This window comes from Exiguobacterium sp. JMULE1 (genome assembly GCF_013337175.1).
In the GTDB taxonomy this organism is placed as follows: Bacteria; Bacillota; Bacilli; order Exiguobacteriales; family Exiguobacteriaceae; genus Exiguobacterium_A; species Exiguobacterium_A indicum.
Genome location: NZ_SGWC01000002.1, coordinates 3028234 through 3053977 on the forward strand (window position 1 = coordinate 3028234; position 25744 = coordinate 3053977).

Consider the following 25744-nt stretch of genomic DNA (forward strand, 5'->3'; position numbering starts at 1 on the left):
GTCGTTCTACTTATGCAACATTCTATCGGAGTCATCGGGCTTGGCGTCATGGGACGCAACCTGGCACTGAATATGGCAAGTCATCAAGAAGAAGTCGCCATCTATAACTACACACGTGATTTAACAGACGATCTCGTCGCACATGATGAAGGACTACCCCTTCATCCGTACTACGACATTGAAGCATTCGTTCAATCACTCGCTCGCCCACGTAAAATCTTCATGATGGTCACGGCTGGTAGCGCGATTGATTCAGTCATCGAATCGTTGCTTCCGCATCTCGAAACAGGCGATATCATCATGGATGGTGGGAACTCTCACTTCCTCGATACAGAGCGTCGTTTCGACGAGTTACAACGCCATGGGATCGAATACATCGGCGTCGGTGTATCGGGTGGTGAAGTCGGTGCGCGGACCGGTCCTGCGATCATGCCTGGTGGATCGAAAGAAGCTTACGAACATGTCGCACCGATCTTGACGAAGATCGCCGCTCACGTCGAAGGAGATCCATGTTGTGTTTATATTGGTCCGAAAGGCGCTGGTCACTTCGTCAAGATGGTCCATAACGGAATCGAGTATGCGGACATGCAACTGATTGCTGAAGCGTATAGCTTCCTCCGTTTCCGTCTTGGACTCGACGTCACGGAAGTCGCGGATATCTTCGCTGAATGGAACGAAGGTGAACTGAAAAGTTACTTGATTGAGATCACAGCGGATATCCTCCGAAAAACGGATGACGAGACAGGGCAACCGTTGATTGATGTCATTCTCGATCAAGCCGGTCAAAAAGGAACTGGAAAATGGACGAGCCTGCAAGCCATTGATAATGGGATCGCCTCTTCGATCATTACAGAAGCCCTGTTCGCGCGTTACCTTTCAGCTATTAAAGAAGAACGCGTCGCAGCGTCTGCTGTCCTAAAGGGACCAGAAGACTTGTCAACGCTTGAGCGAGACGCGTGGGTCGAACGGATTCGTCAAGCGCTTTATATGGGGAAAGTTGCCGCATACGCGCAAGGCTTCACCCAGTACCGAACGTCGTCTGAGTTGTATGACTGGAACTTACGCCTCGAGGAAATCGCCTTGATCTTCCGTGGTGGATGTATCATCCGGGCCGACTTCTTGAACGTCATCAGTGAAGCGTTCAAAAATGATGCGAACCTCTCGAACTTGATGCTCGCCCCGTTCTTCGCTGAGAAAGTACAGGCGTATCAAGAATCGTTACGTCACGTCGTTGCCGAGGGTGCATTATCTGGTTTTGCACTCCCATCTCTATCGACGTCACTGACGTATTACGATAGCTACCGGACAGCGAATTCGAATGCCAACATGTTGCAAGCACAACGCGATTATTTCGGTGCTCATACGTACGCTCGGACAGACCGCGAAGGGATCTTCCACACGGACTGGCAATAAAGAATACAGCTCCCGACTCCTGTTTCATTTAGGAGTCGGGATTTCTTTTTTTGTTCACACAATCTTTCCTGAAATAAGAAATTGCCGATTATACCTTGACAAAAGTGTTGGTCTATATGAAATTAGTATTAGATTAGAATTATTCTAGTGTGATAAATACAGATTCCTTGTATGCACTAGAACAGATTCTAAAAATAGAACCCTTGAGGAGGATTTTTATCATGTCTTTAATCGGAAGTGAAGTAAAACCATTCAGTGCATCAGCATTCCACAACGGAGAATTCGTTGACCTAACGGATGCCAACCTTCGCGGTAAATGGAGTGTCGTATGTTTCTACCCTGCAGACTTTACATTCGTTTGCCCGACAGAACTCGAAGATCTTCAAAACCAATACGAAACACTCAAAGCGCTTGACGTTGAAGTTTACTCTGTTTCAACAGATACGCATTTCACACATAAAGCATGGCACGAAACATCAGAAACAATCGGTAAAATCGAGTACGTCATGATCGGCGACCCATCACACGTCATCTCACGTAACTTCGAAGTCTTGAACGAACAAGATGGTCTTGCTGACCGCGGTACGTTCATCATCGACCCAGACGGCGTCATCCAAACAGTTGAGATCAACGCAGGCGGTATCGGTCGTGATGCGAGCACCCTCGTCAACAAAATCAAAGCGGCACAATATGTACGTAACAATCCAGGCGAAGTCTGCCCAGCGAAATGGGAAGAAGGCTCTGCAACACTCACACCAAGCCTTGACCTCGTCGGAAAAATTTAAGGAGCGGATTCGCGATGGCTTTAGCACCAGACATTAAAGCACAACTCGCGCAATACCTCGAGCTTCTCGAAGGCGATCTCGTCCTAGCGGTTAGCGCTGGGACAGACGCCGTCTCGCTTGAGATGAGCGCACTCGTCGAAGAGATCGCAAGCATGACACCACGCATCTCCGTCGAGCAGGCAAGCCTTCCCCGGACACCAAGTTTCACAGTCAACCGTGTCGGTGAGACAAGCGGAATCACGTTCGCGGGAATCCCACTCGGTCATGAGTTCACGTCCCTCGTTCTCGCTCTGCTACAAGTCAGCGGTCGAGCACCGAAGGTCGATGCGGAAGTCATCAAGCAGATTCAAGGCATTCAAGAAACGTACCACTTCGAGTCGTACATCAGCTTGAGCTGCCACAACTGCCCAGATGTCGTACAAGCATTGAACGTCATGAGCGTCCTCAACCCGAACATCAGTCACACGATGATTGATGGTGCGGCATTTAAGGAAGAAGTCGAACAAAAAGAGATCATGGCTGTTCCGACGGTCTTCGTCAATGGCGAAGCGTTCGGTAACGGACGGATGTCACTTGAAGAAATCTTGGCGAAGCTTGGCACAGGTGCCGATGCTTCTGATTTCGCTGATAAAGATCCATACGATGTCCTCGTCGTCGGTGGTGGTCCAGCTGGATCGAGTGCTGCCATCTATGCAGCCCGTAAAGGTATCCGGACAGGAATCGTCGCAGAACGCTTCGGTGGACAAGTCATGGATACGATGAGCATCGAAAACTTCATCAGCATGAAGTACACGGAAGGACCAAAACTCGTCGCAAGTCTTGAGGAGCACGTCAAGGAATATGGCATCGACGTCATGAACCTACAACGGGCAACTCGCCTTGAGAAGAAGGACCTCCTTGAGCTCGAGCTTGAGAATGGTGCTGTCTTGAAAACGAAGAGTTTGATCCTTTCAACAGGTGCACGCTGGCGTAACGTTGGTGTCCCAGGCGAACTCGAATTCAAGAACAAAGGCGTCGCCTACTGCCCACACTGTGATGGTCCGTTGTTCGAAGGAAAACGTGTCGCAGTCATCGGTGGCGGAAACTCAGGAATCGAAGCAGCCATCGATCTCGCAGGAATCGTCAAGCATGTCACGGTCCTTGAGTTCGCACCGGAATTAAAAGCAGACGCTGTTCTTCAAGAACGCCTCGCTTCACTTCCGAACGTCACGGTCGTCGTCAACGCACAGACGAAGGAAATCACAGGAACGGACAAAGTGAAAGGTATCACGTACATCGAGCGCGAAACGAACGTCGAACGTCACGTCGAGCTCGAGGGTGTCTTCGTCCAGATCGGTCTCGTACCGAACACAGACTGGCTCGGTGAAACGGTGAACCGTAACAAGTTCGGTGAAGTCCAAGTCGATCGCCACGGCGCAACGAACGTACCAGGCGTTTTTGCTGCAGGAGACTGCACAGATAGCGCGTATAAACAGATCATCATCTCGATGGGATCTGGTGCAACAGCTGCACTCGGTGCTTTCGATCACTTGATCCGGAATTAATGAAAAAGAGCGGAACTCAAACGAGTTTCGCTCTTTTTCTGCCTCAATAGTAGATTTCACCGTACCATGAACAATGATATTCTTTCGTGATGTGATGTCTTGTTAAGATGCCTTGCTTCGCGTATGTACCACTGACCGTTACGACCATCGTTTGCAAAGCATCGATTGGAGTACCGGAGAATCCGGTTTGCATCCACTTTCCACCATCGATCGCAAGAGACGTCATCGAAAAGACATCGGATAATCGTTGGCGTTTACTCTGTTCCAAGAGTTCCGTCTCGAAATTTCCGATGATCCGGACATCGTTTCCACGTTCCGTACGTTCAAGCGTTCGTTCACTATCCCACTCTAAGCTCGTTTGGACACGTAGCGGCTTCAACCGTTCGAGTGCCCGTTCTTGAAAACGTTCCGGCGAAACCCAGTCCTCGTCTGCGAATTGATTTGCTGCAAGCAACGTGACGTCCGCATTTTCATGTGTCCGATTTATGTTTTCCACGATTTTTTCATATGCTGCGTAATAACGTTGGTGTTGTGTCGTCTGGTCCTTTGCCTCTGATGTGACTGATGACAATGAAGCGAATAAAAAAACAGCTGTCGCAATCTGATATTTCACTGACTTCCCCTCCCTTTCGCTGTTCATTGTACGAAAAAAACGAGGAATAGATTCGAAAACGACAACCGTTTTATGGATTTTTTCATTCAAGAGTGTATCAATAGATCGTACTCTTATGGAATTAAGAACAGATCAAGATTTGTATTCAAAACTGACCCCTATAAATAATTCAAAGTTGACACTTTTGACTAGTCCAGTCATCTGATAGATTGAAGATATCTTAAAATCTATCATAAAGAAGGTTAGCCACATGCAAAAAGCAGCACCGTATTCTAGCACTCGTACCCGCCAGCTCGTCATCACTGCGATGTCAATCGCACTTGTTCTTGTTGCAACGATGTTCATCAATATTAAATTACCCATCGCTCCAAACGGTGGTCTCATTCATATGGGAACAGCGATGCTCTTTCTTGTTGCCATTTTATTCGGTCCACGGACAGCATTGATTGCCGGTGCTGTTGGAATGGGCTTATTTGATCTTCTATTGGGCTATACGATTTGGGCCCCTGGTACGATCATCGCACGTGGACTTCAAGGGCTGATTGTTGGTTACATCGCGTGGTCAGGTGGTCGCAACGGAACGAATGTCACATTCAACTTGATCGGGATGATCGCTTCCGCTCCTGTCATGCTGCTCGTCTACTTCGTACATGAAGGGATTATGTTCAGCAACTGGGTCGCACCATTCGGTTCCATTACAGGAAACATTATTCAAAACGTCCTCGGAATCCTTGTCGCGATTCCAGTCGGGATCGCACTGAAGAAAACACGCTTCTTCCGTAACTTCCGCTAAATCAAAAAAACCGTCCGGCTCCTCTTAGAGTCGGACGGTTTTCGTTTAGCGAATCGGTTGACCTTGTTCGAGTTCGAGCGTTTTTGCTGTTTCGGCATGGATCTGTTCGAACAGCTCCGGATGTTCAACGAGTGAGATTCCGTAAGACGGAATCATCTCCTTGATTTTTGCTTCCCACGCCGGTAATTCGGACGGGAAACATTTTCCGAGTACTTCGAGCATGACTGGAACCGCTGTTGAGGCACCTGGTGACGCCCCGAGTAAGGCAGCGACAGATCCGTCGGCCGCACTGACGACTTCTGTTCCGAACTGGAGTGTCCCTTTTCCTTGTGGTGTATCCTTGATGACTTGGACACGTTGACCAGCGACGACGACATCCCAGTCTTCTGTCTTCGCATTCGGAATGAACTCTCGTAATTCGTTCATCCGTTGTTCCGTCGACAAGAGGACTTGTTCGATCAGATACTTCGTCAATCCCATCTCTTTAGCTCCCGCAGCAAGCATCGTCAAGACGTTGTTCGGTTTGACGGACGCGATCAAATCCAGATTTGATCCTGTCTTGAGGAACTTCGGTGAAAAGCCAGCGAACGGTCCGAAGAGGAGTGATTTCTTCCCATCGATATATCGTGTATCCAAGTGCGGTACTGACATCGGTGGTGCTCCGACTTTCGCTTTTCCGTAGACTTTCGCATGATGCTGTTCAATGATTTCAGGATTTTTACAGACGAGGAACAAGCCACTGACTGGGAAACCACCGATCTGCTTCGATTCCTCGATGCCTGTTTTTTGGAGCAATGGTAAACTACCGCCGCCACCCCCGATGAAGACGAACTGAGCCGTATGATGCTCGATCCGGTGATCGCGCTCATTCTTCACTTTGACTTCCCAACCTCCGTCAACACGTTTCAAATCCTCGACACCGTGCTGATAGTTGATCTCTACATCGTGCTGTTCGAGATATTCAAACAGGATTCGTGTCAACGCACCAAAGTTGACGTCCGTTCCTGAATCGATTTTTGTCGCAGCGATCGGCTCAGGTGACGTCCGACCGTTCATGATGAGTGGAATCCACTCGGCTAATTTCGTTGGATCCTCTGAATATTCCATTCCCGCAAACAACGGATTCGCTGATAGCGCTTCCAATCGTTTTTTCAGAAATTCGACGTTTTCTGTTCCTTCAACCATACTCATATGTGGAATCGGCATGATGAATTCTTTCGGATTCGGCAAGACACCTTCCTTGACGAGATGCGACCAGAATTGACGTGACAGTTGGAACTGTTCGTTTACTTTGACCGCTTTACTGATATCGATCGAACCATCAGCATTTTCCGTCGTATAGTTCAGTTCGCATAATGCGGCGTGACCTGTTCCTGCATTGTTCCACTCGTTCGAGCTCTCTTCCCCGGCACTCGCGAGTTTCTCGAATACCTTGATGTTGATCTCAGGCGCGAGTTCTTTTAATAAGACCCCTAACGTCGCGCTCATGACTCCGGCACCAATTAAAATAACGTCTGTTTTTTTAGGCATACTGCTCATGATATCCTTCCTATCCCCGTTGATATTATGGACTACCTGTCATGAAAAACTTCCCCCTCATGACGACAACTTACCTTTCCATTATAACCCTATCATAGCTTGCGCAGAAAGGAACTTCTTTTACATTCAGAAATGTGCCGAGGCAGCTGATTTTACAAAATCGTCTGCCTCTTTTCGAAGCAGACGATTCCGCTCATTTGATGCGTAATCCTAAGTTTCCTTTAATGGTTTCATACCAACGATAGGTGTGATAGCTTTTTTGAATCACTGGCTCCTCCATCGAAATAGCCATTACCTGCTGCCCATAGTCATCAAAGCGTAGATAAACAAGATAACTCCCCCGCTCCATTTGTTTGGGTAGCTCTACCCGCAAGCGATAATAATGATTTTCAAGATCTATGACATCTGTCTTTAAAAGATGCGTTTCTTCCATCCAATTACGATGTTGTAACGAAATCCCTTCTACACGAATTCGACGATCTCCAAGTGTTTGAACCGTTAGCTCGAGTCCCTTTTCTGTCAGTTCTAATTCGTGCACCTTCACATATAGAGGGAGAGCTAGCATTTGTTTCTGACCACTGCCTAATGGAATACTCCAGTAAGGTTGATCATCCACCCATTCGATTTCCTTTGTTTCTTTCGATTTCGACCACTTGACAGCATCCATGAAATCATCAAAACGTCCGGTGTTCCAGTAATGATACAACAGACGATTGAACGGCTTTTCAATCAATGAATCGATGGGATAGGAACGGTGTTGCGTAAATAAGGCAACGACGCGCGCAAACATTTGATGATAGGTTGACGGATCATGACTTTTGAGAAAGTGCTTACGATCATATAAGCGTGTGATGCAGTCAAACTCAATCAGTCGATTGAGGATGAGACGTTCCTTTTCAACAGGTAATTTATATTCCAACACACGTCGTAAGACGATAAGATTCGTTTCCATCTTTTCCATGATATCAGTCTGCTTCGTTAATGAGTCATTTTCCTCGAGACGGTTCAAATAATAGATGGGAGCAGTGACCGTTGATATCGCATCCGTTCGTATTAAGACATCGATAAAAAATTGTTTATCTTCGGCGAATTTCATCGAAGGAAATTGAATCGCATGACGTAGCAGAAAGTCTCGACGCATCATACGGGCACGTGGACCGAGATGATAAAACGCATGCTTTAACGTATAAGGAGAAACGTGATCACGATTACGATTCGATTCGTGAACACCGATGATTCGGTTCGGTTGATTCGTAGACACTTGAATCGTACGTCCGACGGCGTAGTCCACTCCGGTTCGATCCATCGTCTCATTCAAAATTCGTAATCCATCATGCGCTAACCAATCGTCCGCATCCAAAAACGTAACATATTTCGATCGTGCAAGAGCCAAACCTAGATTACGTGGCATCGCAGGCGTGCCCGTATTGTTTTTCAGCAGTATGCTGACAAGTTGAGGATATAAGGAAGATAAGCGTCTTAACAGACGGCGTGAGCCATCTGTGGATTTATCATCTACCGCAATGATCGTCACGTTTCGAATACCGATCGTCTGTACTAAAACGGAGTTAATCGTTCGTTCAAGATAGATAATCGCGTTGTACACTGGAATAACGACTGTAACAGCAACATGACGTCTTAGACGTTTTGCATTTAAAACCTCATAGTCTTTTGGTACTGATGAAATCTTTGACCTCACTTGATTCACTCCTCATCCTCAAAGGTGATTCAATTTATCAACTATATTGGTTTTTAATGTAAAATACTTATAGTATAAACAAAATTTAATTGTCCTGCAAGTATCGTTTGGAACACACACGAACGTATGAATTTATTCAAAAACGGTAATCATATAACAAAGATAAAGGAGGGACTCTCATGGCGACACGCTGGATATTTGGTAATCAATTGAATCACGATCTCCCCTTATTGCAGGAAGCAAACAAACAAGATGACGTCATCCTAATGGTCGAAGCGTCCTCACGCTCCAAATGGAAGACGTATCATAAACAAAAACTTGTCCTCGTCTTCTCGGCGATGCGGCATTTCGCGGAAGAACTACGCGAGAAAGGCTTCACCGTTGATTACCGGGAAGCCGAATCGTTTGATCAGGCATTCAAGGCGCACCGGAAAGATCATGATCCGGATCATGTATTCTATACGGCGATTACGGACGAACCGATGCGCAAGGCAATGCACAAGTGGCAAGACGCCTTACCGAAGAAGATCACGGTCGAGGTCTGTTCTGACGTTCCGTTGTTTTTACTGACACAGGAAGAAGCGATTGAAGCAATCGGCGACAAACCATACAAGATGGATCGGTTTTATCGCAAACTGCGTAAGGAACGAAACGTTCTCATGAACGGCTCTAAACCGATTGGTGGAAAGTGGTCGTTTGACGCCGAGAACCGGAAACCGGCGAAGTCGGGGACGACGTTTCCGGATCCCGTTCAGTTTCGTCCCGATCGCATCACAAAGGACGTCATCGACAAGGTCGAGCGTGATTTTTCCGATCATCCGGGAGCACTTGATTCCTTCCATTGGCCGGTTACGCGAAAGGAAGCGACGCGGGCTCTCCATCGTTTCGTCGAAGAACGACTCGAGACGTTCGGGACATATCAAGACGCTATGCTGACCGGTGAAGATACGTTATCGCACTCACTCTTGTCAGCAGCAATCAATCTCGGCTTGCTGACACCGGAAGAAGTCATTCGTCAAGTCGAATCCGCCCTCGAAGATCAAGATGCTCCGCTTAATGCAGTCGAAGGTTTCATTCGGCAAATCCTCGGCTGGCGTGAATACATGCGCGCTGTTTACTTAGCCGAGATGCCGGACTATGCTTCCGTCAATACGCTACGTCACGAAGCGGATCTACCGGACTTTTTCTGGACCGGGAAAACGAACATGAACTGTGTCGCAGAATCGTTACGTCCCGTCGTCGAGCATGCCCACAATCACCATATCCAACGCTTGATGGTGCTCGGGAACTTCGCTAATCTGTTTGCGATCTCGCCGCAACAGACGGCAGATTGGTTCAACGAGATGTACATCGATGCCTATGACTGGGTCGTCTTACCGAACGTCCTCGGGATGGCGCTTCATGCCGATGGGGGAACATTATCGACTAAACCGTACATCGCTTCGGCGAATTACATCCATAAGATGAGTGATTATTGCAAAGGATGTCCGTTCCATCAAAAGGACATGCTCGGAGAGGATGCCTGTCCGTTTAACGCTCTGTACTGGGACTTCATCGACCGGCACGAAAAACGGTTCGCTGATAATCCGCGGATGTCGATGATGTATCGGCAATGGGGAAAGCGCGATGCGGACAGCAAACGCGATATTCGAAAGAAAGCGAAAGCACTCCGGAAACAGTTACAGGACGGTGCTTTTGATACACCATAAAACAAGCCGCTCGGATTAAATCCGACCGGCTTGTTTTGGCTTACGCACTTTTTTGATTAGCTGCTTGTTGTTTCTTTTTCCGGAGGTGATACAGTCCGAATAGTCCGAGGAACCAGACCGGTGTCAGCAACAAGGCAGGACGTGTATCGTCAGCAAACAGCATGACGACGAGAATGACCGCAAACAATCCGAGCACGAGGTAATTGACGAGTGGTGTTAATGGTGCTTTGAATGTCGACGCCGCATGTAATTCCGGATTTTGTTTCTTGTACCGGAGATGACAGACGAGGATGACACCCCAGACCCAGATGAAACAGATCGCACTGATCGTCGTGACGATACTGAACGCTTGTCCTGGTAACAGTTTACTGAGCAAAGCACCGACTGAGACGACGATCGTCGAGACGAACAAGGCGTTTGCCGGAACATGGTTTTTGTTCAACTTCGAGAACTTTTTCGATGCTTGCTGTTGATTTCCCAGGTTATACAGAATCCGGCTCGTCGAGAACATTCCGCTGTTACATGCAGAAGCAGCAGACGTCAGTACGACGAAGTTGATGATTCCTGCTGCGAGCGGAATCCCGATCAGACTGAACGTCTTGACGAACGGACTTTCTGTCGCACTTAATCCTGTCCATGGGTTGATCATCAAGAGGACGAGTAAGGCACCGACATAGAAGAATAAGATCCGAAGCGGAATCTTATTGATCGCGGATGGAATGTTCTTCTTCGGATCTGCTGTCTCTGCTGCGGATACCCCGACGAGCTCGACGCCAACATAAGCGAAGACGACCATTTGGAACGATAGCAGGAATCCTGTAATTCCATTTGGCATCCAGCCGCCATGTGACCAGAGATTCGAGACCGTCACGGGACCCGCGTCTGTTTTAAACCCAATCGCGAGCAGGACGATTCCGACACCAATCAAGGCAAGGATCGTCACGACCTTGATCAAGGCGAACCAAAACTCGAGTTCACCGAACAATTTAACGGTTAATAAGTTAAAACCAAGTAAAATCAAGAGAGCAAGAACGGCTGGAATCCATTGCGGGATATCAAACCAATACTTGACGTACACACCGACGGCGATGATGTCCGCCATCGCTGTCATGATCCAACAGAACCAGTACGTCCAACCGGTCACGAATGCGGCACGTGGTCCGAGATAATCTTCTGCGATATCCGTGAGTGACTGATAACCTGCTTTTGACAATAACAATTCCCCAAGTGCGCGCATGACGAAGAAGATCGCGATCCCGACGAGTAAGTAGGCAAAAATGATCGATGGTCCGGCGAGTTGGATCGCTTTTCCTGATCCTAAAAACAAACCCGTTCCGATCGTTCCACCAATGGCAATCAACTGTACATGACGATTCGATAAATCCCGCTTTAATCCTTGCTGTTCCAAACCTGAACTCCTCCTTATGATGGCTTCTCTACGCTTCAGACCGTTCTGTCGGTCCTGAAAAAGAAAAAAAGAGACTGGACGAATGTCCAATCTCAACAAAATCAAAGGAATAACCCATACACGCCACTACGACATTCCATGAATGCCCGTCGCTGCATGTGATTACTCTTCTGTCCGTTTGCCTGAGATTGTGAACCCTTCGGCGCCGTGTCGACACGGTCTCTCCAGAAGCTGCTCCTGCCATAGTGTGACCCATGACAATCATAGCTTTCTCTTTATTTGATTATCCGATGCGTCGCTGCATCGATGAATTGTTTCTAATTCTAGTAATCTCTAAAGCGTTTGTCAACGCCTTTTTCAAAATGATTTTTCAACTTATGAAAAGGACTTTACCATCTTTTCCAGAAATCATACAGTACCACTTGATCACGAAAGGATGGAACATTCATGTCGACGATTTACTTGATTCGTCATTGTGAAACGACCGGTCAGGCACCCGATGCCTCGTTAACACCTCGTGGGGAGGAACAGGCGCAACGACTGTGTACGCAGTTATTTGAGCTTCCGATCACACATCTTATTTCGAGCCCATATCGCCGTGCGCTCGACTCGATTCAACCACTTGCGACTGCTTTGAAACTTCCCGTTGCACAAGAAGAAGACTTAAAAGAACGACGGTTAAGTGCTGTTCCACTTGACGATTGGCAGGACCATCTTCGTCGAACGTTCATCGACCCCGATTATACGTGTCCTGGTGGTGAATCCAGTCGGGTAGCGACGCGGCGTATCACACGCGTCGTTGAAAAAGCGTTGCAACAGCATGATGGAGCCATTCTCGTGACGCACGGGAATCTGTTATCTTTATATCTACATTCGATCGATCCAACGTTCGGATTCGAAGAAAGTTTACAGCTGAAAAATCCGGATCTTTTTAAGGTGACGCAAGTAGATGATGTAATATCTTTTCAATCGATCGATCTATACTGACGGAGCCTGATTCAAATATGCATAACGCTTCAATTCGAATACGGTTTGTTCAAAATTAACTGTTTGATCATCAAAGACTTGTATGTAATCGGGGCGTTGTGCAATCGTCATCGTTTTTCCGCTACGAACACTTTTCGGTCGACTTAAATTCAAATCATTTTTTTGAGAATACTCCAATAATGCTTGCATGCACTGATCCCGATACGCTCTCATATTTTGACTGTCAGCAGCTTCTATCTTAGCTTTTAACGTTGATTCTTCTAACTGCCAATAGTGCGGTTGACTATCATCTCCCTTCCACCAGAATGCCCAAAATCCACCGCGGGCATTTTCCACACGCCCCCAGTTTCCGTGCTTCAATTCTTTTTGCAGATCTCTAAAGAATCCTTGCCAAGAGAAATTGCTCCATTCCGTGAGAGGTAATGATTTATAGGATTCGATCGAGGTGTCAATCTGCTTGAGATACTGAAGATAATCATTCAAAATATCATTTCTCGTCGAAGCAGGAAAGCCGCTCAGTACTTCAATCATCTTCGTTCGCGTAAATACTTGATATCCTGCTCCTGTCACGCCGGAGTAGTCGCCTTGTTCTACGATTTTGTAATAAATCGGTATCGGCTCCAAATACCATGTTTCAGGATGCGTTTTGACCATATCAAGATATCGCTTTAATTGGTTGGAATGATGTTTCGTAAAGACTTTATCCTCGATCAAAATGGCATATGTCTCATTAATGATCGCTAATATATCTAGACTATTGAACTGTCTTCTAATACGGACACTGTGAATAGGCTCCGGCAATGAGCAATCATGAAGGTAAAACATTTCGCGTACGAATCCATTCGCAATCGTATGGAGTTGCGGATCGTGACTTCGTGCTCCTTCTTCCGCCCACTTCAATAACCAACATAGAAAAGCATCTTGTGATAGCTCACTTGTGGCATAATCAAAAATATTAGGTTTCAAATGAATACCTCCTTTTATTACAATTATAACCATTTAATTTCCTTTTATTATTCATTTGAAGAATAATAACGAACTCTACTCATTCAATTTGATTATAGATTTCATAAGAACTATCTATTTTACTTCCCTTTGGAACGGCTTTATATTGAATGAATTGATAATAAAGTTAAGTAGTTTTCGATTCAGGTATGAAGCGGAACTTCAGAAAAGAAGGGATTTTTATGTCTACCACAAAAAAAGGCTATTTCATGATGATCGTCCTCTGGTTCGCCTATGCGACCTTCGCCATGAACTGGGTCGCGGGTTCATCGTTGACGCCACAAATCACGGCGCATTTCTTCGGTAATCAGACCGTTGACCCCCTCATCTCACAACTCGTCAACTATTCGATTACGACGGCGCGTGTCTTCGCGAACATTCTCGCTGCGCTCATCTTGATGAAGCTCGGTCCGAAAAAAGCACCGTTGCTCGCATTGTTGTTCCTGATGATGTCGATCGTTGCCATCTATCTGCCGAACTACTGGGCGTATACGGTCGCTCGCATGGTCATGGGACTCGGTGGTTCGATGGTCATCGTCTACATGAATCCGGTCGTGACACGTTACGTCCAAGATCCGGCTGAAAAATTACGGATCAACGCCTTCAACACTGTTTCCTATAACGTCGGTGCATTCGTCGTGTCACTCTTGTTCACCTTGTTTGCCGATCAATTCGTCAGTGACTGGAAACTGACGTTGACGATTTTCGCGAGTCTGACAGCGATTCTCTTCTTCGCATGGTGGATTGGTAGTGAGTCGTTCGAGTTGAACGATGCTACGGACGCGGACGAAACGCCTTACGGTTACGGAGATGCTGTTCGTGATCCATTCCTCTGGAAATATGCGGTTGCTTTCGGCGGTTTCCTGACGCTCTATATCTTATCGCTCGTTGGCTTGAAACCTGTGTTCGATACGTACACGCAGTTGAACGGTTCGCTCGTCAATCTGCTAGTCTCCGGTGCCGGAATCGTCGGAACGTTCGTTGGTCTACGGATCGGTAACAAAGGAACACCTCGTAAACCGATTCTGTTGATCAGCGGGACGGTCATGATCGCGAGTTTCCTCGTCACGGTCTTGTTCGGAAACATCTCGCCACTCGTTTCGTATGTCTTTGCGTTCATTTCCGGATTTGCGATGTACATCCAGTATCCGATCTTCATGAACTTGGCACACGAACGAAAAGGGATGACACCGCAAAAGATTACCGTCTTATTCGGTCTCTTCTGGGCAATCGCTTATGCGACGCAGACGATCTTTACGATCATTTGGAGTTACGCACTCGGCCATGCGGGATATACGGTCTCGATGATCGTCTTCTTCCTCTGCTGTTCCGTGTATCTGTTCTTTACGTTCTTCTTACCAGAAACAAAACCAAAACGGACGAATGCACTTCGCAAATCCGCTTAATCAAGCAACAAGCCCTTCCGAATTACCGGAAGGGCTTGTTTTTATGTCTCGTTATGCGCGCCGTAACTATGGCGAAGGGCAAATAACAGCCGAATCAATGATTCATGATAACCGATGAACCATCCTTCTTCGATTCCGTTGACGATGGCTTCTTCTGTCATCCAAGCGACGCGTTGGACTTCTTCTTCCTGCAACGTCAGCGTCGTCAAATCCACTTCCTGCTCGACGAGATAATAATCATCAAAACCGATTTCAAACGGAATCGTCAGATGAGGACGAATGCCTGTGAAATCGATATCGAGTCCAAGCTCTTCCAACAGTTCCCGTTGCGCTGCCATCTGACTCGTATCCCCGCTGATTGCACTGCCTCCGACCGTCACATCCCACATGTTCGGCCAACCGGATTTGAACGGTTGCCGTTGTTGGACGAGCATCTCTCCTTTGGCGTTAAAAACACAGACGTGAATCGTCATGTGATAATCGCCGGCTGTATGTGGCGTTCCCCGTGTCCAGAGCCGTCCTGTTTTCTTACGATCTGCTGTGTATACGTCCCACTGTTCCATCCTAAATCATGCCCCTTTTAATCAATGAAAGATGTAGAGTTTGAACTTTCCTCCGCCTTGACGCAATCAATCGCGACGACGAGGGCGATCAACAATTCTTCCATTGCTTCATCTTCGACTTCAATGATGTACTGATCGGTCCAAGAAATCCATTTTTTCTGCACGCGACCAATCCGTTGTCCCTGTTGTAGAACTTCAAAATCGACATCCCACCAGTCACCCGTCACTTCGAACTGATCCGAGTTAATCGTATAGCGGTCCTTGAAGAACGTGAGCTCTTTAATAATTTCAAATGATTGCCCTGCTGCTTCGACATAAAAGACCGGTCGGAAACTGAACGTTTTCTTCTCGATTTCGGCGACGACTTCTCCGTTTCGGTTCGTTACGGTAAAGGTCTTCGGTAATTTCATAAAACTACCCTCGATGTGATAGGCATCGTGCCCTACCTCGTCTTGAATCGAGAATCGTCCACGTAAACTGAACGCTTTTTCTTTCATATAGAGTGTATGCATACCGGTCTCCTCCTTTAGTGTATAGTCTCATTTACGCGATCATCGACGGAAAAGATTCAATATCTGGAAATTATCGTTTGTGTCCGGAATTTCGGTGGTATCAACTTACATATCACGAATCTACGGGAAAGAAGGAATTTTGATGTCTATCGATACGATTGTTCTCTTCATTTTACTCGCCATCGCCCTGTTGATCATACTTGTCCCACCGCTTCTCTTTTGGCATGTCTGGCGCGCCGATCGTCGTCAGCAAGAACACGCGGTCCTGCGAAACTTCCCTGTCCTCGGAAAAATGCGCTATATCCTCGAGAACATGGGACCGGAACTCCGCCAATACTTATTTCTCAACAATAACGAAGGGAAACCCTTCTCCCGTAATGAATACAAGACGGCCGTCCTTTCCGGCAAATATCAAAGTCGGATTCTCGGTTTTGGATCGGAACGTGATTTTGAAGAAGCTGGTTTTTATGTACAAAACGCCCTCTTTCCAACGAATCGTCAGGAATTACGCATCGACCAGTCGGAACGTGTCGACACACACATCTATCAGATTGACCGCGATGAACTATTTACACGTAAAGAACATCTCGTTGCGAAGCAAATTTCACCATACCTCTTAAAAGAGGAGGATGCTCCGGTCATTGGCGCGACGACGTGTCGGCATCCCTATCAAGTGAAAGGACTGATCGGTCAATCCGCGATGAGCTTCGGGGCACTCGGTGACCGGGCGATCACTGCGCTCTCGATCGGACTGGGTCGCGCTAAAGGCAGCTGGATGAATACCGGTGAAGGTGGGCTATCCGATTTTCATCTAAAAGGTGACGTCGACATCATCTGTCAGATTGGTCCCGGTCTGTTCGGTGTCCGAACGGAAGACGGTGACTTTTCGTTCGATGAGTTCCAGAAAAAAAGTGAGTTACCGCAAGTCAAAGCCTTCGAACTCAAGCTCGCCCAAGGGGCTAAGACACGCGGTGGTCACCTCGAAGGATCAAAGGTTACGGAAGAGATTGCTGCTGTCCGGAAGGTCAAAGTCGGTGTCGGCATCGATAGTCCGAACCGCTTCAACGAATTCACGACACCAGAGACGATGCTCGACTGGGTCGAACGTCTACGTGAGATCGGCGGGAAACCGGTCGGAATCAAAGTCGTCGTCGGTAATCTTGAAGACATGCGGCAGTTGATTGCTTATATGAAAGAATCCGGACGTCATCCGGACTTCATGACGGTCGACGGAGGTGAAGGAGGAACAGGCGCGACGTTCCAAGAACTCGCGGATGCTGCCGGTCTACCACTCTTTTCCGCCTTACCGTTCGTCCACCAACTCCTGACGGAAGCTGGTTTACGCGACAAGGTCAAAGTGTTTGCGTCCGGTAAGCTGATCAGTGCCGATAAGATTGCGATAGCTCTCGCCCTCGGTGCCGACTTCGTCAATATCGCACGTGGTCTGATGTTTAATGTCGGCTGTATCCAAGCGCAAGTCTGTCACACGAATCACTGTCCGGTCGGTGTCGCGACGACCGACCCGAAGCTGCAAAAGGCGCTGATCGTCGACGAAAAAAGTTTCCGCGTGACGAACTACATCATTTCGTTACGAGAAGGTCTTTATAACCTGACGGCGGCAGCAGGACTCGTCTCGCCGACGGAACTTCGCCCAGAACACGTCATCTACAAGGACGAAGCCGGACACCTGATTCCGGGACCGGACTGGATGACACGGCATATGATGGATCGCTCTCTTTCCTCACGGTAACGAATAGCACTCACTTGCACTTTTTAGCCAGAGCGCTTAAAGTGTATAGTTGATGAAATTCTTTAACCACACATGTGCATTACCTTAAGGAAAGGGTTTAATATACTATGAAAAAGAACTTTTGGCAGGACTTACCACGACCATTTTTCGTCTTAGCACCGATGGAAGACGTCACCGACGTCGTCTTCCGCCACGTCGTCGCAAAAGCGGCGCGTCCGGACGTCTTCTTCACGGAATTTACGAATACAGAAAGCTATTGTCATCCGAAAGGCAAGCAGAGCGTCCGCGGACGTCTCGAGTTCACGGAAGATGAACAACCAATGGTTGCTCACATCTGGGGCGACAAACCAGAATATTTCCGCGAAATGAGTATCGGCATGGCAGAGATGGGCTTTAGCGGGATCGACATCAACATGGGCTGTCCCGTCCATAACGTCGCCGTGAACGGAAAAGGCTCCGGCTTGATCAATCGTCCGGAAGTCGCGGCTGAACTGATCCAAGCTGCAAAAGCGGGCGGTCTCCCAGTCAGCGTCAAAACGCGTCTTGGCTACACGAAGGTCGAAGAGTGGTACGATTGGTTGCGTCACATCCTCGAACAAGATATCGCGAACCTCTCGATTCACCTCCGGACACGTAAAGAGATGAGCGCCGTTCCAGCGCACTTCGAATTGATTCCGGAAATCAAAAAGTTACGCGATGAGATCGCACCACAGACGTTACTGACGATCAACGGGGATATCAACGATCGCCAGCACGGGCTTGAACTCGTCGAGAAATACGGTGTCGACGGTGTCATGATTGGTCGCGGGATCTTCCACAACCCGTTTGCGTTCGAAGTCGAGAAAAAAGAACATTCGAGCCAAGAACTCCTCGATTTGTTACGTCTCCAGCTTGATCTGCACGATCATTACTCGGCTCAATTCGAGCCACGTCTCTTCAAACCATTACGCCGGTTCTTCAAGATTTACGTCCGCGGATTCCGCGGCGCGAGTGAACTGCGGGTCAAATTGATGGAGACGAACTCAACAGATGAAGTACGTGCCTTACTCGACGCTTTCGTTGAAGAAGAAGGAATTCACGAGGTCAACTCGTTTTCAATTTAACAGCAAAGCACGCCTCCTCGTCTCGAGGAAGCGTGCTTTTTCGTGTCACCAGTGTTCGACGGTTTGCCGCGTATCCGCACACCACTGTTCAAAGTCAGACTGATGCGTCAGCAACAGGAAGCGCCGTTTACCGAGTCGTCGGTCGAGACGTGCGATGCCGCGGATGAAAGGATGTGGATGAACAAGCGCTTGTTCGAACGCGAGGTTCGGGTACTGCAACAAGTCCTGTTGCATCTCGTAGTTCTCCATATACCCGTCTTGTTTGACCTGTCGTTCAATCTCAGCGGATAACGCATGCGACTGCTTCAACCAGTCGGACTGCCATAACGATCCGGCTGGTTTTTCCGGTAGCTGTGCAGCTTGTAATGCATAACGCCGCTCGACTTCCCGCTCGAAGTGAAAGTCGTCTGCTCCGAGAATCTCTTCTCCGTCAAACGTCACCCAGACGCGACTAGGACTATCTTGAATCCGGTAGACAGCTACATGAAAAGCAATCCGTCCCTGTAACGACGGGGCAAGCAGTTGCTCGACCCGTTTTTTGATGATGGAAAACTGCACGCAATCCGTCCTTTCCGTCCGGCTAATCTAATCAGCCGTTCTTCATATGAAACGATTCCGCAAGCGTAAACGTCAACTCTTTTAACTCGAGACCACCGAGTGCAAAGTAGAGTTTCAGATAGTTGTGTGGGTTGAAGACGAAGACGTCCTTCGTCTGACTGACCCACTCGCCGTTCGTTCCGTTGAAGGTGAAGGTCGCGACCGGCATATTGTTCGCAAACAGCGTCACTGGCATCTGCGCCAGTTCACCAGCATTCGAACGCGCCGTCAACGTGACCTGATACATCCCTGTCTCTTCTGCCGTGACAGCGAAGACATGACTACTGCCTGTCGTCGTCGTGACGTCCGTTAACGGGAAGGCATCTCCACTGACGAGACGCTGGTGTGAGACCGCTTGCTCTTCGAGCGTCTCTTCTTCGACCGGTGCCCCGAGAACTTCGACCGGTGATCCTGTTCCCATCACACGATCCATGACCGGTGAGCGTAACAGGAACTGACAGATGTTCGCAGCACTCCGCAGTAACTCGGAACGTCGAAGTGTTCCGTCAGCGAGAGCCGTCAACGTATCATCCTCGAACGGATTCGTTCCTGGTTCGCCGACGACCATGTAGAGGTCGTTTTGCGAACGGATCATCGTCGCCGTTTGCTGACGGTTTGCTTCCAAACCTTCCGCATTGATTTTCGCCCACCAGTCGGTCATGACGATTCCGTCAAAGCCCCACTCATCGCGCAAGATGCGTGTGTTCTGATCGTACAAGCCAGCAGTCCAGATTCCATTGACGGCACCATACGTCGTCATGATCGAGTAGGCTTTTCCGTCCTTGACTGCCATCTCGAATCCTTTCAAGTACAACTCACGTAACGCCCGTTCTGATACGATCGAATCCAGATCGTGCCGGTGGAACTCTTGGTTGTTGGCACTGAAGTGTTTCAATGTTCCCGTCACACCAACCCGGTGCATCCCGTCGAGCTGTGCCACGGCCATTTTTCCAGTCAGATACGAATCTTCCGAGAAATACTCGAAGTTCCGTCCGTTGAGTGGATGACGGTGGAGGTTCATCCCGGGTCCAAGCAACGTATCAATCTCGTTCTTCCGTAACTCAAGACCGGTCATCTCAAATAGATCGGCAATCAACGTTGTGTTGAACGTCGAAGCAAGCAACGTTCCGTTCGGTAACGAGAAGGCTTTCGTCCCGATGTCCATCCGGATTCCAGATGGACCATCTGCACAACAGCCTGCTGGAATGCCGAGTGCTTCGAGTTCTGTCGTCACGCCACCGAAGGCGCCCGCCGTTCCCGGTGTGACGCGCGGTGAGTTCATCCCTTCCCCCCGGACGATCGCCGCGAGATCCGCATCCGTCAATTGATCGAGGAACGTCTCGAGCGTAACACGCTCTTCTTTGACGTCGCGTAACTTCCAACCGGCATCTTCCGTCTGCATCCGTTCAACAGGACGCTCCTGTTGACGACGTTGTTTCGGATCGATCGTCCGCAGTGGTGTCGCTTCATACGTCACCGTATATCCCGTTTCGGTCGCTTGCGGTTTGATACGTTCAAACGCCGTCACCGGTGCCATGTTCTCCGTTAAGACGTCCGTGACGTCAAGCGTCTCGACGGAATGGCTTGCGACTAGAATCGCCGACCGGACGTCCGTTCCGAAATACAACTGATACGTGCCAGGTTCGATGACATAAGACGATTTATGCCCGGTGACACCACTATCGTCATAACTCGCAAACGAGGCGAACGGTACGACGAGTGTGAGAGATTCTTGCTCGCCTGGTGCGAGTTCTTTTGTCTTGCCGAACGTAACGAGTTGGCGCGTCGGGTTCCCGAGTTGTCCTTGTGGTTTCTCGAGGTATCCTTGTACGACTTCCTTCCCACTCGTCTGACCGGTATTCGTCACCGTCGCCGTAACCGTCCAAGCATCAGCTGACGTCGTCACATCTGTCGTCAGGTTGAACGACGTATACGATAATCCATACCCGAACGGATACAAGACCGCTTCCGGTGCGAACGTCTCGAAATAACGGTACCCGACATAGATGTCTTCTTGATACAGCGCACGATCCGCATGACCGAAGTGTGGTGTTGACGGATAATCATCGAGTGAACGGACGATCGTATCCGGTAGTTTTCCGGACGGCGAGACGCGGCCGAGCAAGAGATCACTCAGTCCAGTTCCGCCTTCCATCCCTCCTTGCCACGCGTAGAGGACAGCACTTGGCGCCGTCTCTTCGACCCAGCGCATATCGATGATATTCCCGACGTTCAAGACGACGACAGTTTGTTTGAAGTGTGTCGTCACGAGTCGGAGCATCTCCTGTTCCGTCTCCGTTAAAAAATAACTCCCTGGATCCGCTGTATTGTCGCGGTCTTCCCCAGCCGTACGACCGATCATGATCAAGGCAACATCGGAGTCAAGCGCTGCTTGCTGAACGAGTGTCGCGTCAAGCGGCATCTCTTCTTGCGACCACGGCTCGGCTGCCCAGCCTTCGCCTTGGTCAAACGGATGGTCTTCAAGCCAGTTCTCGTATGCCTTGAGGACGTCTGCGTTCAGCGTCACGTCTTCGCGCAGCATGTCGAGCGGACTGACGACGTTCGTGACGTTGACCATCCCGCCTGATCCTGTTCCACTTTTATAGTAGTTGAACTGATTACGTCCGAAGACAGCGACCGTCGATGCGGGTTGCAACGGGAGCACACCATCATTTTGTAAGAGGACCGCCCCTTCCGCGACGGTTTGTCGTGCGAGTTTTGTATAGGCTTGCCAATCGAGCGTGTATGTCATGCGTCATCCACCTTTGTTAGTTAGTTTGAGAAAAAAGTCGTTTTAAGTCCTTCGCGATTTCGTCTAAGCTGTCTTCGGCTTGCGGATACAGACCGAGTTTATCAAGAAAGGCATGTTCCATCCCGCGGTACTGGAGATAACGAGTCTTGACGCCGGCGCGCGCCAGTTTTTTCGCATACGCTTCCCCTTCAAGACGTAAGTAATCAAACTCTCCCGTAATGACGAGTGCCTCTGGTAGATCATCGAGCGTCGCGAACAACGGTGAGATCCGTCGATCCTTCGAATCACTTGCTTGAACGTACCATTGCTCGAGGACACCTTCTTCATCTTGAAGCGACAAAATGATCCGTTCGAGTAGCTCCGATTCCGTTTGTCGGTCATACGCTTCAAGCGTCCAGTCATATTCCGAATTCGGATGTTCCCCGACATTGACGACTGGATAATACAAGACTTGATAGCGGATATACGGTGTCGGACGCTCGCGGTCGAGCAAACAACAGACCGTCGCTAAGTTCCCACCGGCACTATCACCGGCAACAGCGATTGCACCTGGATCAATCCCAAGTCGATCAGCGTGCTCGACTGCCCAATCGATCGCTGCATGACAATCCTCAAGTCCTGTCGGAAACGGATGCTCTGGCGCCAATCGGTAGCCGACCGACAAGACGGCGACGTTCCCCTTATCGGCTAATGCCTTACATGGATTCTCGACCGTCTCAAGCGTGCCACCGAAAAAACCACCGCCATGGAAATAGACGACGAGCGGGAGCGGACGCGCCGCTTCCGGACGATACAGCCGTGCTTCGATCGTGGTACCGGGTCTTGGGATCGCGATGATATCCGTCGCAATCTGTCGGGTCGTCACGTCTTCGTTGTCCCAGCCCATGCCGGCACGTGCCAGTTCAACTGGCGACGCCTCTTCTGGAATCGAGACCGATGGACGCTGCGTGAGGACGACCTCACGGACACGCGGATCGAGTGTCCCTGGAGTCGAGACATCAGGAATCGGCTTATCGACGATTTCGAGTCCGTCTTGATGGATAGATGAACGATTTCGTAACGTCCGCAGTAAATCTTGCATCGATGCGGTAGACAAGTGGATCGCTTCCTTTCTAGTCAAACCGTTATCGAAAGCGCTTTCGATAACAGTTAAAAAAATTTCGAATGCCTCTTTTCCAAAAAAGAGACCGCTTACATCACAATATACCTGTCTTTGACAGGAGAAGCAAATGTTTCACCTAAAAAAACCAGCGCAGTCGCCTGCGCTGATCCTCATCGTAATTGTTCTTGGGAAACGATCGTAAAGCCATCGATGACCGTGTCTTCCTCGACCTCGATCAACAGGCATCGTTTCCCTTGATAGTTGACTTGTTTGACGTACTTCAAGTCTTGCGGACTGATCGCGATATTTGCGACCTTCGTATTGATTTTAATCGATTTCGCTTCATAGTTCGGGACGATGTTACTTGCCTTCATCTCGTATGTTGGATCGTCAACGACCGTCTTGAATGCCCGTTCGACTTGTTCTGTACTGACGTCTTCGACACCGCTTGCCTTGAGGACACGCTCGACTTCCTGAACGTCGAGCATCGGTACTTCTTCTTCATCCTGATCCTCTTCGACGACGATCAACTGGTTGATGTTTTCATAGACACCGGCTAATGTCTTCGTATCCATCGATTCACCGACGACTGATTTGACGATTTCCTCGAAGATCGCTTTATCCTCATCTGCCGTGACGATCGGTTGACCGTTCAAGACATTTTCAAGGAACCCAAAATCCGGTTTATTCGGTTTGCCTGCCGCATACAAGACATGATTGACGTCTGCTGCATTGTCGGTGAAGGTCGGGAAGAGGAATCCACCGATCGGCGACGCCAGTTTGATGACCGGATTGATGAATAAGTTCGACTTGAATTCGCGTTCGACAAAATCAAAGACGAGTGATTGTTTCGGTAACTCCGTTAAGTTAAGGCTACCGAGGATGAACGGCGTCGTATAGACGTCGTCATTCGGATCGATCTCTGTCTCATCCGCTTGGCGCTTCGTCGTTTTATAGTATTGTCCGCGAATAAATGTGACGACAAGGTCGTTCTCGTACTGGACGTCCTGAACCATCTTCAACGCCATCGTCTGCATCTGTTCGACCCAGTCCTCCGGCTCTTCCGCATACAGTCCTTCGTAAAGGAGCTGTTGTGTATGACCCGTCTCTTCTTCTTCCGGATGCGTGAACTTGACCTCGAACAGCTTGACGTCGAGTTTTCCACCTAGTACCTTCTTGAAGTTCGCAAGGAACAGCTCCTGTTGTTCCGGATCAAGCAACGGAAACGGTCGGGCTTCCTCATGATAGATTTCGCTCGTCTCTTTTCGAATATAGACGTTGTAGATTTCATGGATTTTTAGTAAATCGGCATCCATCTTGAAGTGACGACGGATGTCGGCGATGTCTTTTTTATTCATGCATACCAGCTCCTCGAATCATTAAAATCCTGCTTCCTGAAAAGCGTACCATATGCGAGATGACCCGACATCTTTTAGAAAATCAATGCGCACGGAATGAATACGCGCGTGTGACAGGATTAACGATCTCATATTCATATTCTTGGTGGGCAGCGCGAGCTTGCGCGATGCAATTATCTAGTTCTTTTGTGTTGAAATAACGTTGCGCTTCCGTCAACGTACCACTTACGACTAAAAATACGCCGAACACGATCAACCATCCTCTAATTCGTTCGTTCATGATGTAGTCTCCTTTCTTCTCCACCTAAATCCTAACATCAGACCCTTCTATATAATGACAAAAGTTTAATTTTAATAACATTTACACGATATTCATTTTTTCCTAAATAAGTGATGCCATACTAAAAATTGTGAAGGGTGTCTTCACATCATCTCGTCTCATACATAGGAGGAATGACACGTGTTCAAAGCCATCAAGTCCATCGTCATCACTACGCTCGTCTGCCTGACCGCTTTCCAATTCGATACGACATCTGTTTCCGCGTTACCATCGGGCATCTCATCGAAAGCGACGGCCCAGTCTCAACTCGATGCCTTAACGGTTAAAACAGAAGGCAGCATGACCGGTTATTCACGTGATTTGTTCCCGCACTGGAGCAGTCAAGGAAGCGGGTGTGACACACGACAAGTCGTCTTAAAACGTGACGCCGATTCATATGTCGGATCGTGCCCCGTCACATCCGGTTCTTGGTATAGTTACTATGACGGACTGACATTTACGAATCCGTCTGACCTCGACATCGATCACGTCGTACCGCTTGCCGAAGCATGGCGCTCAGGAGCAAGCAGCTGGACGACGACGACACGTCAAGCATTCGCAAACGATTTGACAGGTCCACAATTGATTGCTGTCTCTGCAAGCTCGAACCGTTCAAAAGGGGATCAGGATCCGTCGACATGGAAGCCGACACGGGCAGGTGCGAGCTGCGCCTACTCGAAGATGTGGATCAACACGAAGAGCCGCTGGAACCTCAGCTTACAGTCGAGTGAAAAAACAGCCTTACAAACGATGTTGAACACATGTACATACTAAAAAGGAGTCGATT

Annotated in this window: 22 protein-coding genes and 1 riboswitch; of the genes, 10 read left to right on the forward strand and 12 right to left on the reverse strand. The window is 48.6% G+C overall.

All coding sequences use genetic code 11. From position 1 onward, the window contains the following. Positions 1-12 precede the first annotated feature (12 nt). The 3 genes from gnd (at position 13) to ahpF (ending at position 3742) form a co-directional block, all read left to right on the forward strand. Positions 13-1413: a decarboxylating NADP(+)-dependent phosphogluconate dehydrogenase gene (gene gnd, locus EXW93_RS15890; protein WP_035395489.1), complete on the forward strand. Its 1401-nt coding sequence runs from the start codon at positions 13-15 to the stop codon at positions 1411-1413. A 221-nt stretch (positions 1414-1634) separates the two neighbouring features. Continuing rightward, positions 1635-2198, forward strand: a complete 564-nt coding sequence (gene ahpC, locus EXW93_RS15895; RefSeq protein WP_023469815.1) for an alkyl hydroperoxide reductase subunit C — start codon at positions 1635-1637, stop codon at positions 2196-2198. 14 nt (positions 2199-2212) lie between these two features. Further along, the gene (gene ahpF, locus EXW93_RS15900; RefSeq protein ID WP_174316717.1) at positions 2213-3742 is read left to right on the forward strand and encodes an alkyl hydroperoxide reductase subunit F; all 1530 of its coding nucleotides are present in this window, start codon (positions 2213-2215) and stop codon (positions 3740-3742) included. A gap of 43 nt (positions 3743-3785) precedes the next feature. On the opposite strand, the gene EXW93_RS15905 is transcribed toward ahpF, so the two are convergent. Continuing rightward, entirely contained in the window at positions 3786-4355 is a 570-nt protein-coding gene (locus EXW93_RS15905; RefSeq protein ID WP_055969741.1) for a hypothetical protein, read from the reverse strand. A gap of 250 nt (positions 4356-4605) precedes the next feature. Between EXW93_RS15905 and EXW93_RS15910 the strand changes: the two genes are divergently transcribed. Continuing rightward, positions 4606-5148, forward strand: coding sequence for an ECF transporter S component (locus tag EXW93_RS15910; protein WP_023469818.1), 543 nt, complete (start codon positions 4606-4608; stop codon positions 5146-5148). Positions 5149-5193: 45 nt separating this feature from the next. Here EXW93_RS15910 and EXW93_RS15915 read toward each other — a convergent pair whose 3' ends face one another. After that, the gene (locus tag EXW93_RS15915) at positions 5194-6687 is read right to left on the reverse strand and encodes a malate:quinone oxidoreductase (protein ID WP_174316718.1); all 1494 of its coding nucleotides are present in this window, start codon (positions 6685-6687) and stop codon (positions 5194-5196) included. 193 nt (positions 6688-6880) lie between these two features. Further along, on the reverse strand, positions 6881-8386 hold the full coding sequence (locus tag EXW93_RS15920; protein WP_174316719.1) for a glycosyltransferase family 2 protein: 1506 nt from the start codon (positions 8384-8386) through the stop codon (positions 6881-6883). Positions 8387-8565: 179 nt separating this feature from the next. On the opposite strand from EXW93_RS15920, the gene EXW93_RS15925 reads away from it, so the two are divergent. Then, positions 8566-10095, forward strand: coding sequence for a cryptochrome/photolyase family protein (locus EXW93_RS15925; RefSeq protein ID WP_174316720.1), 1530 nt, complete (start codon positions 8566-8568; stop codon positions 10093-10095). 40 nt (positions 10096-10135) lie between these two features. Here EXW93_RS15925 and EXW93_RS15930 read toward each other — a convergent pair whose 3' ends face one another. Beyond that, on the reverse strand, positions 10136-11503 hold the full coding sequence (locus EXW93_RS15930) for an amino acid permease (RefSeq protein WP_174316721.1): 1368 nt from the start codon (positions 11501-11503) through the stop codon (positions 10136-10138). 160 nt (positions 11504-11663) lie between these two features. After that, a riboswitch (glycine riboswitch) is annotated at positions 11664-11741 on the reverse strand. Positions 11742-11950: 209 nt separating this feature from the next. Here EXW93_RS15930 and EXW93_RS15935 point away from each other — a divergent pair. After that, entirely contained in the window at positions 11951-12490 is a 540-nt protein-coding gene (locus EXW93_RS15935; RefSeq protein ID WP_174316722.1) for a histidine phosphatase family protein, read from the forward strand. On the opposite strand, the gene EXW93_RS15940 is transcribed toward EXW93_RS15935, so the two are convergent. Beyond that, positions 12482-13456 (reverse strand): PD-(D/E)XK nuclease family protein, encoded by a 975-nt coding sequence (locus tag EXW93_RS15940; RefSeq protein ID WP_174316723.1) that lies wholly within the window; start codon positions 13454-13456, stop codon positions 12482-12484. The two genes, EXW93_RS15935 and EXW93_RS15940, sit on opposite strands and share 9 nt — an antisense overlap. Before the next feature lie 221 nt (positions 13457-13677). On the opposite strand from EXW93_RS15940, the gene EXW93_RS15945 reads away from it, so the two are divergent. Then, positions 13678-14901, forward strand: a complete 1224-nt coding sequence (locus EXW93_RS15945) for an MFS transporter (RefSeq protein ID WP_174316724.1) — start codon at positions 13678-13680, stop codon at positions 14899-14901. A gap of 41 nt (positions 14902-14942) precedes the next feature. On the opposite strand, the gene EXW93_RS15950 is transcribed toward EXW93_RS15945, so the two are convergent. Continuing rightward, positions 14943-15464: an NUDIX hydrolase gene (locus EXW93_RS15950; protein WP_174316725.1), complete on the reverse strand. Its 522-nt coding sequence runs from the start codon at positions 15462-15464 to the stop codon at positions 14943-14945. A 17-nt stretch (positions 15465-15481) separates the two neighbouring features. Continuing rightward, positions 15482-15976, reverse strand: a complete 495-nt coding sequence (locus EXW93_RS15955) for an LURP-one-related/scramblase family protein (protein ID WP_055969757.1) — start codon at positions 15974-15976, stop codon at positions 15482-15484. Between the two features lie 142 nt (positions 15977-16118). Here EXW93_RS15955 and EXW93_RS15960 point away from each other — a divergent pair, with 142 nt between their 5' ends. After that, positions 16119-17726 carry an FMN-binding glutamate synthase family protein gene (locus tag EXW93_RS15960; protein ID WP_174316726.1) on the forward strand — a complete coding sequence of 536 codons (1608 nt, stop codon included), beginning with the start codon at positions 16119-16121 and terminating at the stop codon, positions 17724-17726. Positions 17727-17833: 107 nt separating this feature from the next. Then, positions 17834-18829: a tRNA dihydrouridine synthase gene (locus EXW93_RS15965; protein ID WP_174316727.1), complete on the forward strand. Its 996-nt coding sequence runs from the start codon at positions 17834-17836 to the stop codon at positions 18827-18829. 45 nt (positions 18830-18874) lie between these two features. Here EXW93_RS15965 and EXW93_RS15970 read toward each other — a convergent pair whose 3' ends face one another. From EXW93_RS15970 to EXW93_RS15990, 5 genes are all read right to left on the reverse strand, one after another. Then, on the reverse strand, positions 18875-19387 hold the full coding sequence (locus tag EXW93_RS15970; RefSeq protein ID WP_174316728.1) for an SF0329 family protein: 513 nt from the start codon (positions 19385-19387) through the stop codon (positions 18875-18877). 31 nt (positions 19388-19418) lie between these two features. Next, on the reverse strand, positions 19419-22178 hold the full coding sequence (locus EXW93_RS15975) for a glycoside hydrolase family 3 protein (protein ID WP_174316729.1): 2760 nt from the start codon (positions 22176-22178) through the stop codon (positions 19419-19421). A gap of 16 nt (positions 22179-22194) precedes the next feature. Beyond that, positions 22195-23274, reverse strand: a complete 1080-nt coding sequence (locus EXW93_RS15980) for an alpha/beta hydrolase (protein WP_254606224.1) — start codon at positions 23272-23274, stop codon at positions 22195-22197. A 176-nt stretch (positions 23275-23450) separates the two neighbouring features. Continuing rightward, on the reverse strand, positions 23451-24638 hold the full coding sequence (locus tag EXW93_RS15985; protein WP_174316730.1) for a DUF4317 domain-containing protein: 1188 nt from the start codon (positions 24636-24638) through the stop codon (positions 23451-23453). Between the two features lie 82 nt (positions 24639-24720). After that, complete coding sequence (locus EXW93_RS15990) at positions 24721-24918, reverse strand: hypothetical protein (protein ID WP_023469832.1); 198 nt, start codon at positions 24916-24918, stop codon at positions 24721-24723. 192 nt (positions 24919-25110) lie between these two features. Here EXW93_RS15990 and EXW93_RS15995 point away from each other — a divergent pair, with 192 nt between their 5' ends. Beyond that, a complete protein-coding gene (locus EXW93_RS15995; RefSeq protein ID WP_369792036.1) occupies positions 25111-25731 on the forward strand; it encodes an HNH endonuclease family protein in 621 nt (206 codons plus the stop codon). Positions 25732-25744 lie beyond the last annotated feature (13 nt).

Bases quoted from the DNA above. Each gene is read 5' to 3' on its own strand.
- EXW93_RS15955 (WP_055969757.1), bottom strand. From the start codon at position 15,976: ATGCATACACTCTATATGAAAGAAAAAGCGTTCAGTTTACGTGGACGA.
- EXW93_RS15960 (WP_174316726.1), top strand. From the start codon at position 16,119: ATGTCTATCGATACGATTGTTCTCTTCATTTTACTCGCCATCGCCCTG.
- EXW93_RS15975 (WP_174316729.1), bottom strand. From the start codon at position 22,178: ATGACATACACGCTCGATTGGCAAGCCTATACAAAACTCGCACGACAA.
- ahpC (WP_023469815.1), top strand. From the start codon at position 1,635: ATGTCTTTAATCGGAAGTGAAGTAAAACCATTCAGTGCATCAGCATTC.
- EXW93_RS15945 (WP_174316724.1), top strand. From the start codon at position 13,678: ATGTCTACCACAAAAAAAGGCTATTTCATGATGATCGTCCTCTGGTTC.
- EXW93_RS15950 (WP_174316725.1), bottom strand. From the start codon at position 15,464: ATGGAACAGTGGGACGTATACACAGCAGATCGTAAGAAAACAGGACGG.
- EXW93_RS15915 (WP_174316718.1), bottom strand. From the start codon at position 6,687: ATGAGCAGTATGCCTAAAAAAACAGACGTTATTTTAATTGGTGCCGGA.
- EXW93_RS15910 (WP_023469818.1), top strand. From the start codon at position 4,606: ATGCAAAAAGCAGCACCGTATTCTAGCACTCGTACCCGCCAGCTCGTC.
- EXW93_RS15925 (WP_174316720.1), top strand. From the start codon at position 8,566: ATGGCGACACGCTGGATATTTGGTAATCAATTGAATCACGATCTCCCC.
- EXW93_RS15965 (WP_174316727.1), top strand. From the start codon at position 17,834: ATGAAAAAGAACTTTTGGCAGGACTTACCACGACCATTTTTCGTCTTA.
- gnd (WP_035395489.1), top strand. From the start codon at position 13: ATGCAACATTCTATCGGAGTCATCGGGCTTGGCGTCATGGGACGCAAC.
- EXW93_RS15935 (WP_174316722.1), top strand. From the start codon at position 11,951: ATGTCGACGATTTACTTGATTCGTCATTGTGAAACGACCGGTCAGGCA.
- ahpF (WP_174316717.1), top strand. From the start codon at position 2,213: ATGGCTTTAGCACCAGACATTAAAGCACAACTCGCGCAATACCTCGAG.
- EXW93_RS15985 (WP_174316730.1), bottom strand. From the start codon at position 24,638: ATGAATAAAAAAGACATCGCCGACATCCGTCGTCACTTCAAGATGGAT.
- EXW93_RS15990 (WP_023469832.1), bottom strand. From the start codon at position 24,918: ATGAACGAACGAATTAGAGGATGGTTGATCGTGTTCGGCGTATTTTTA.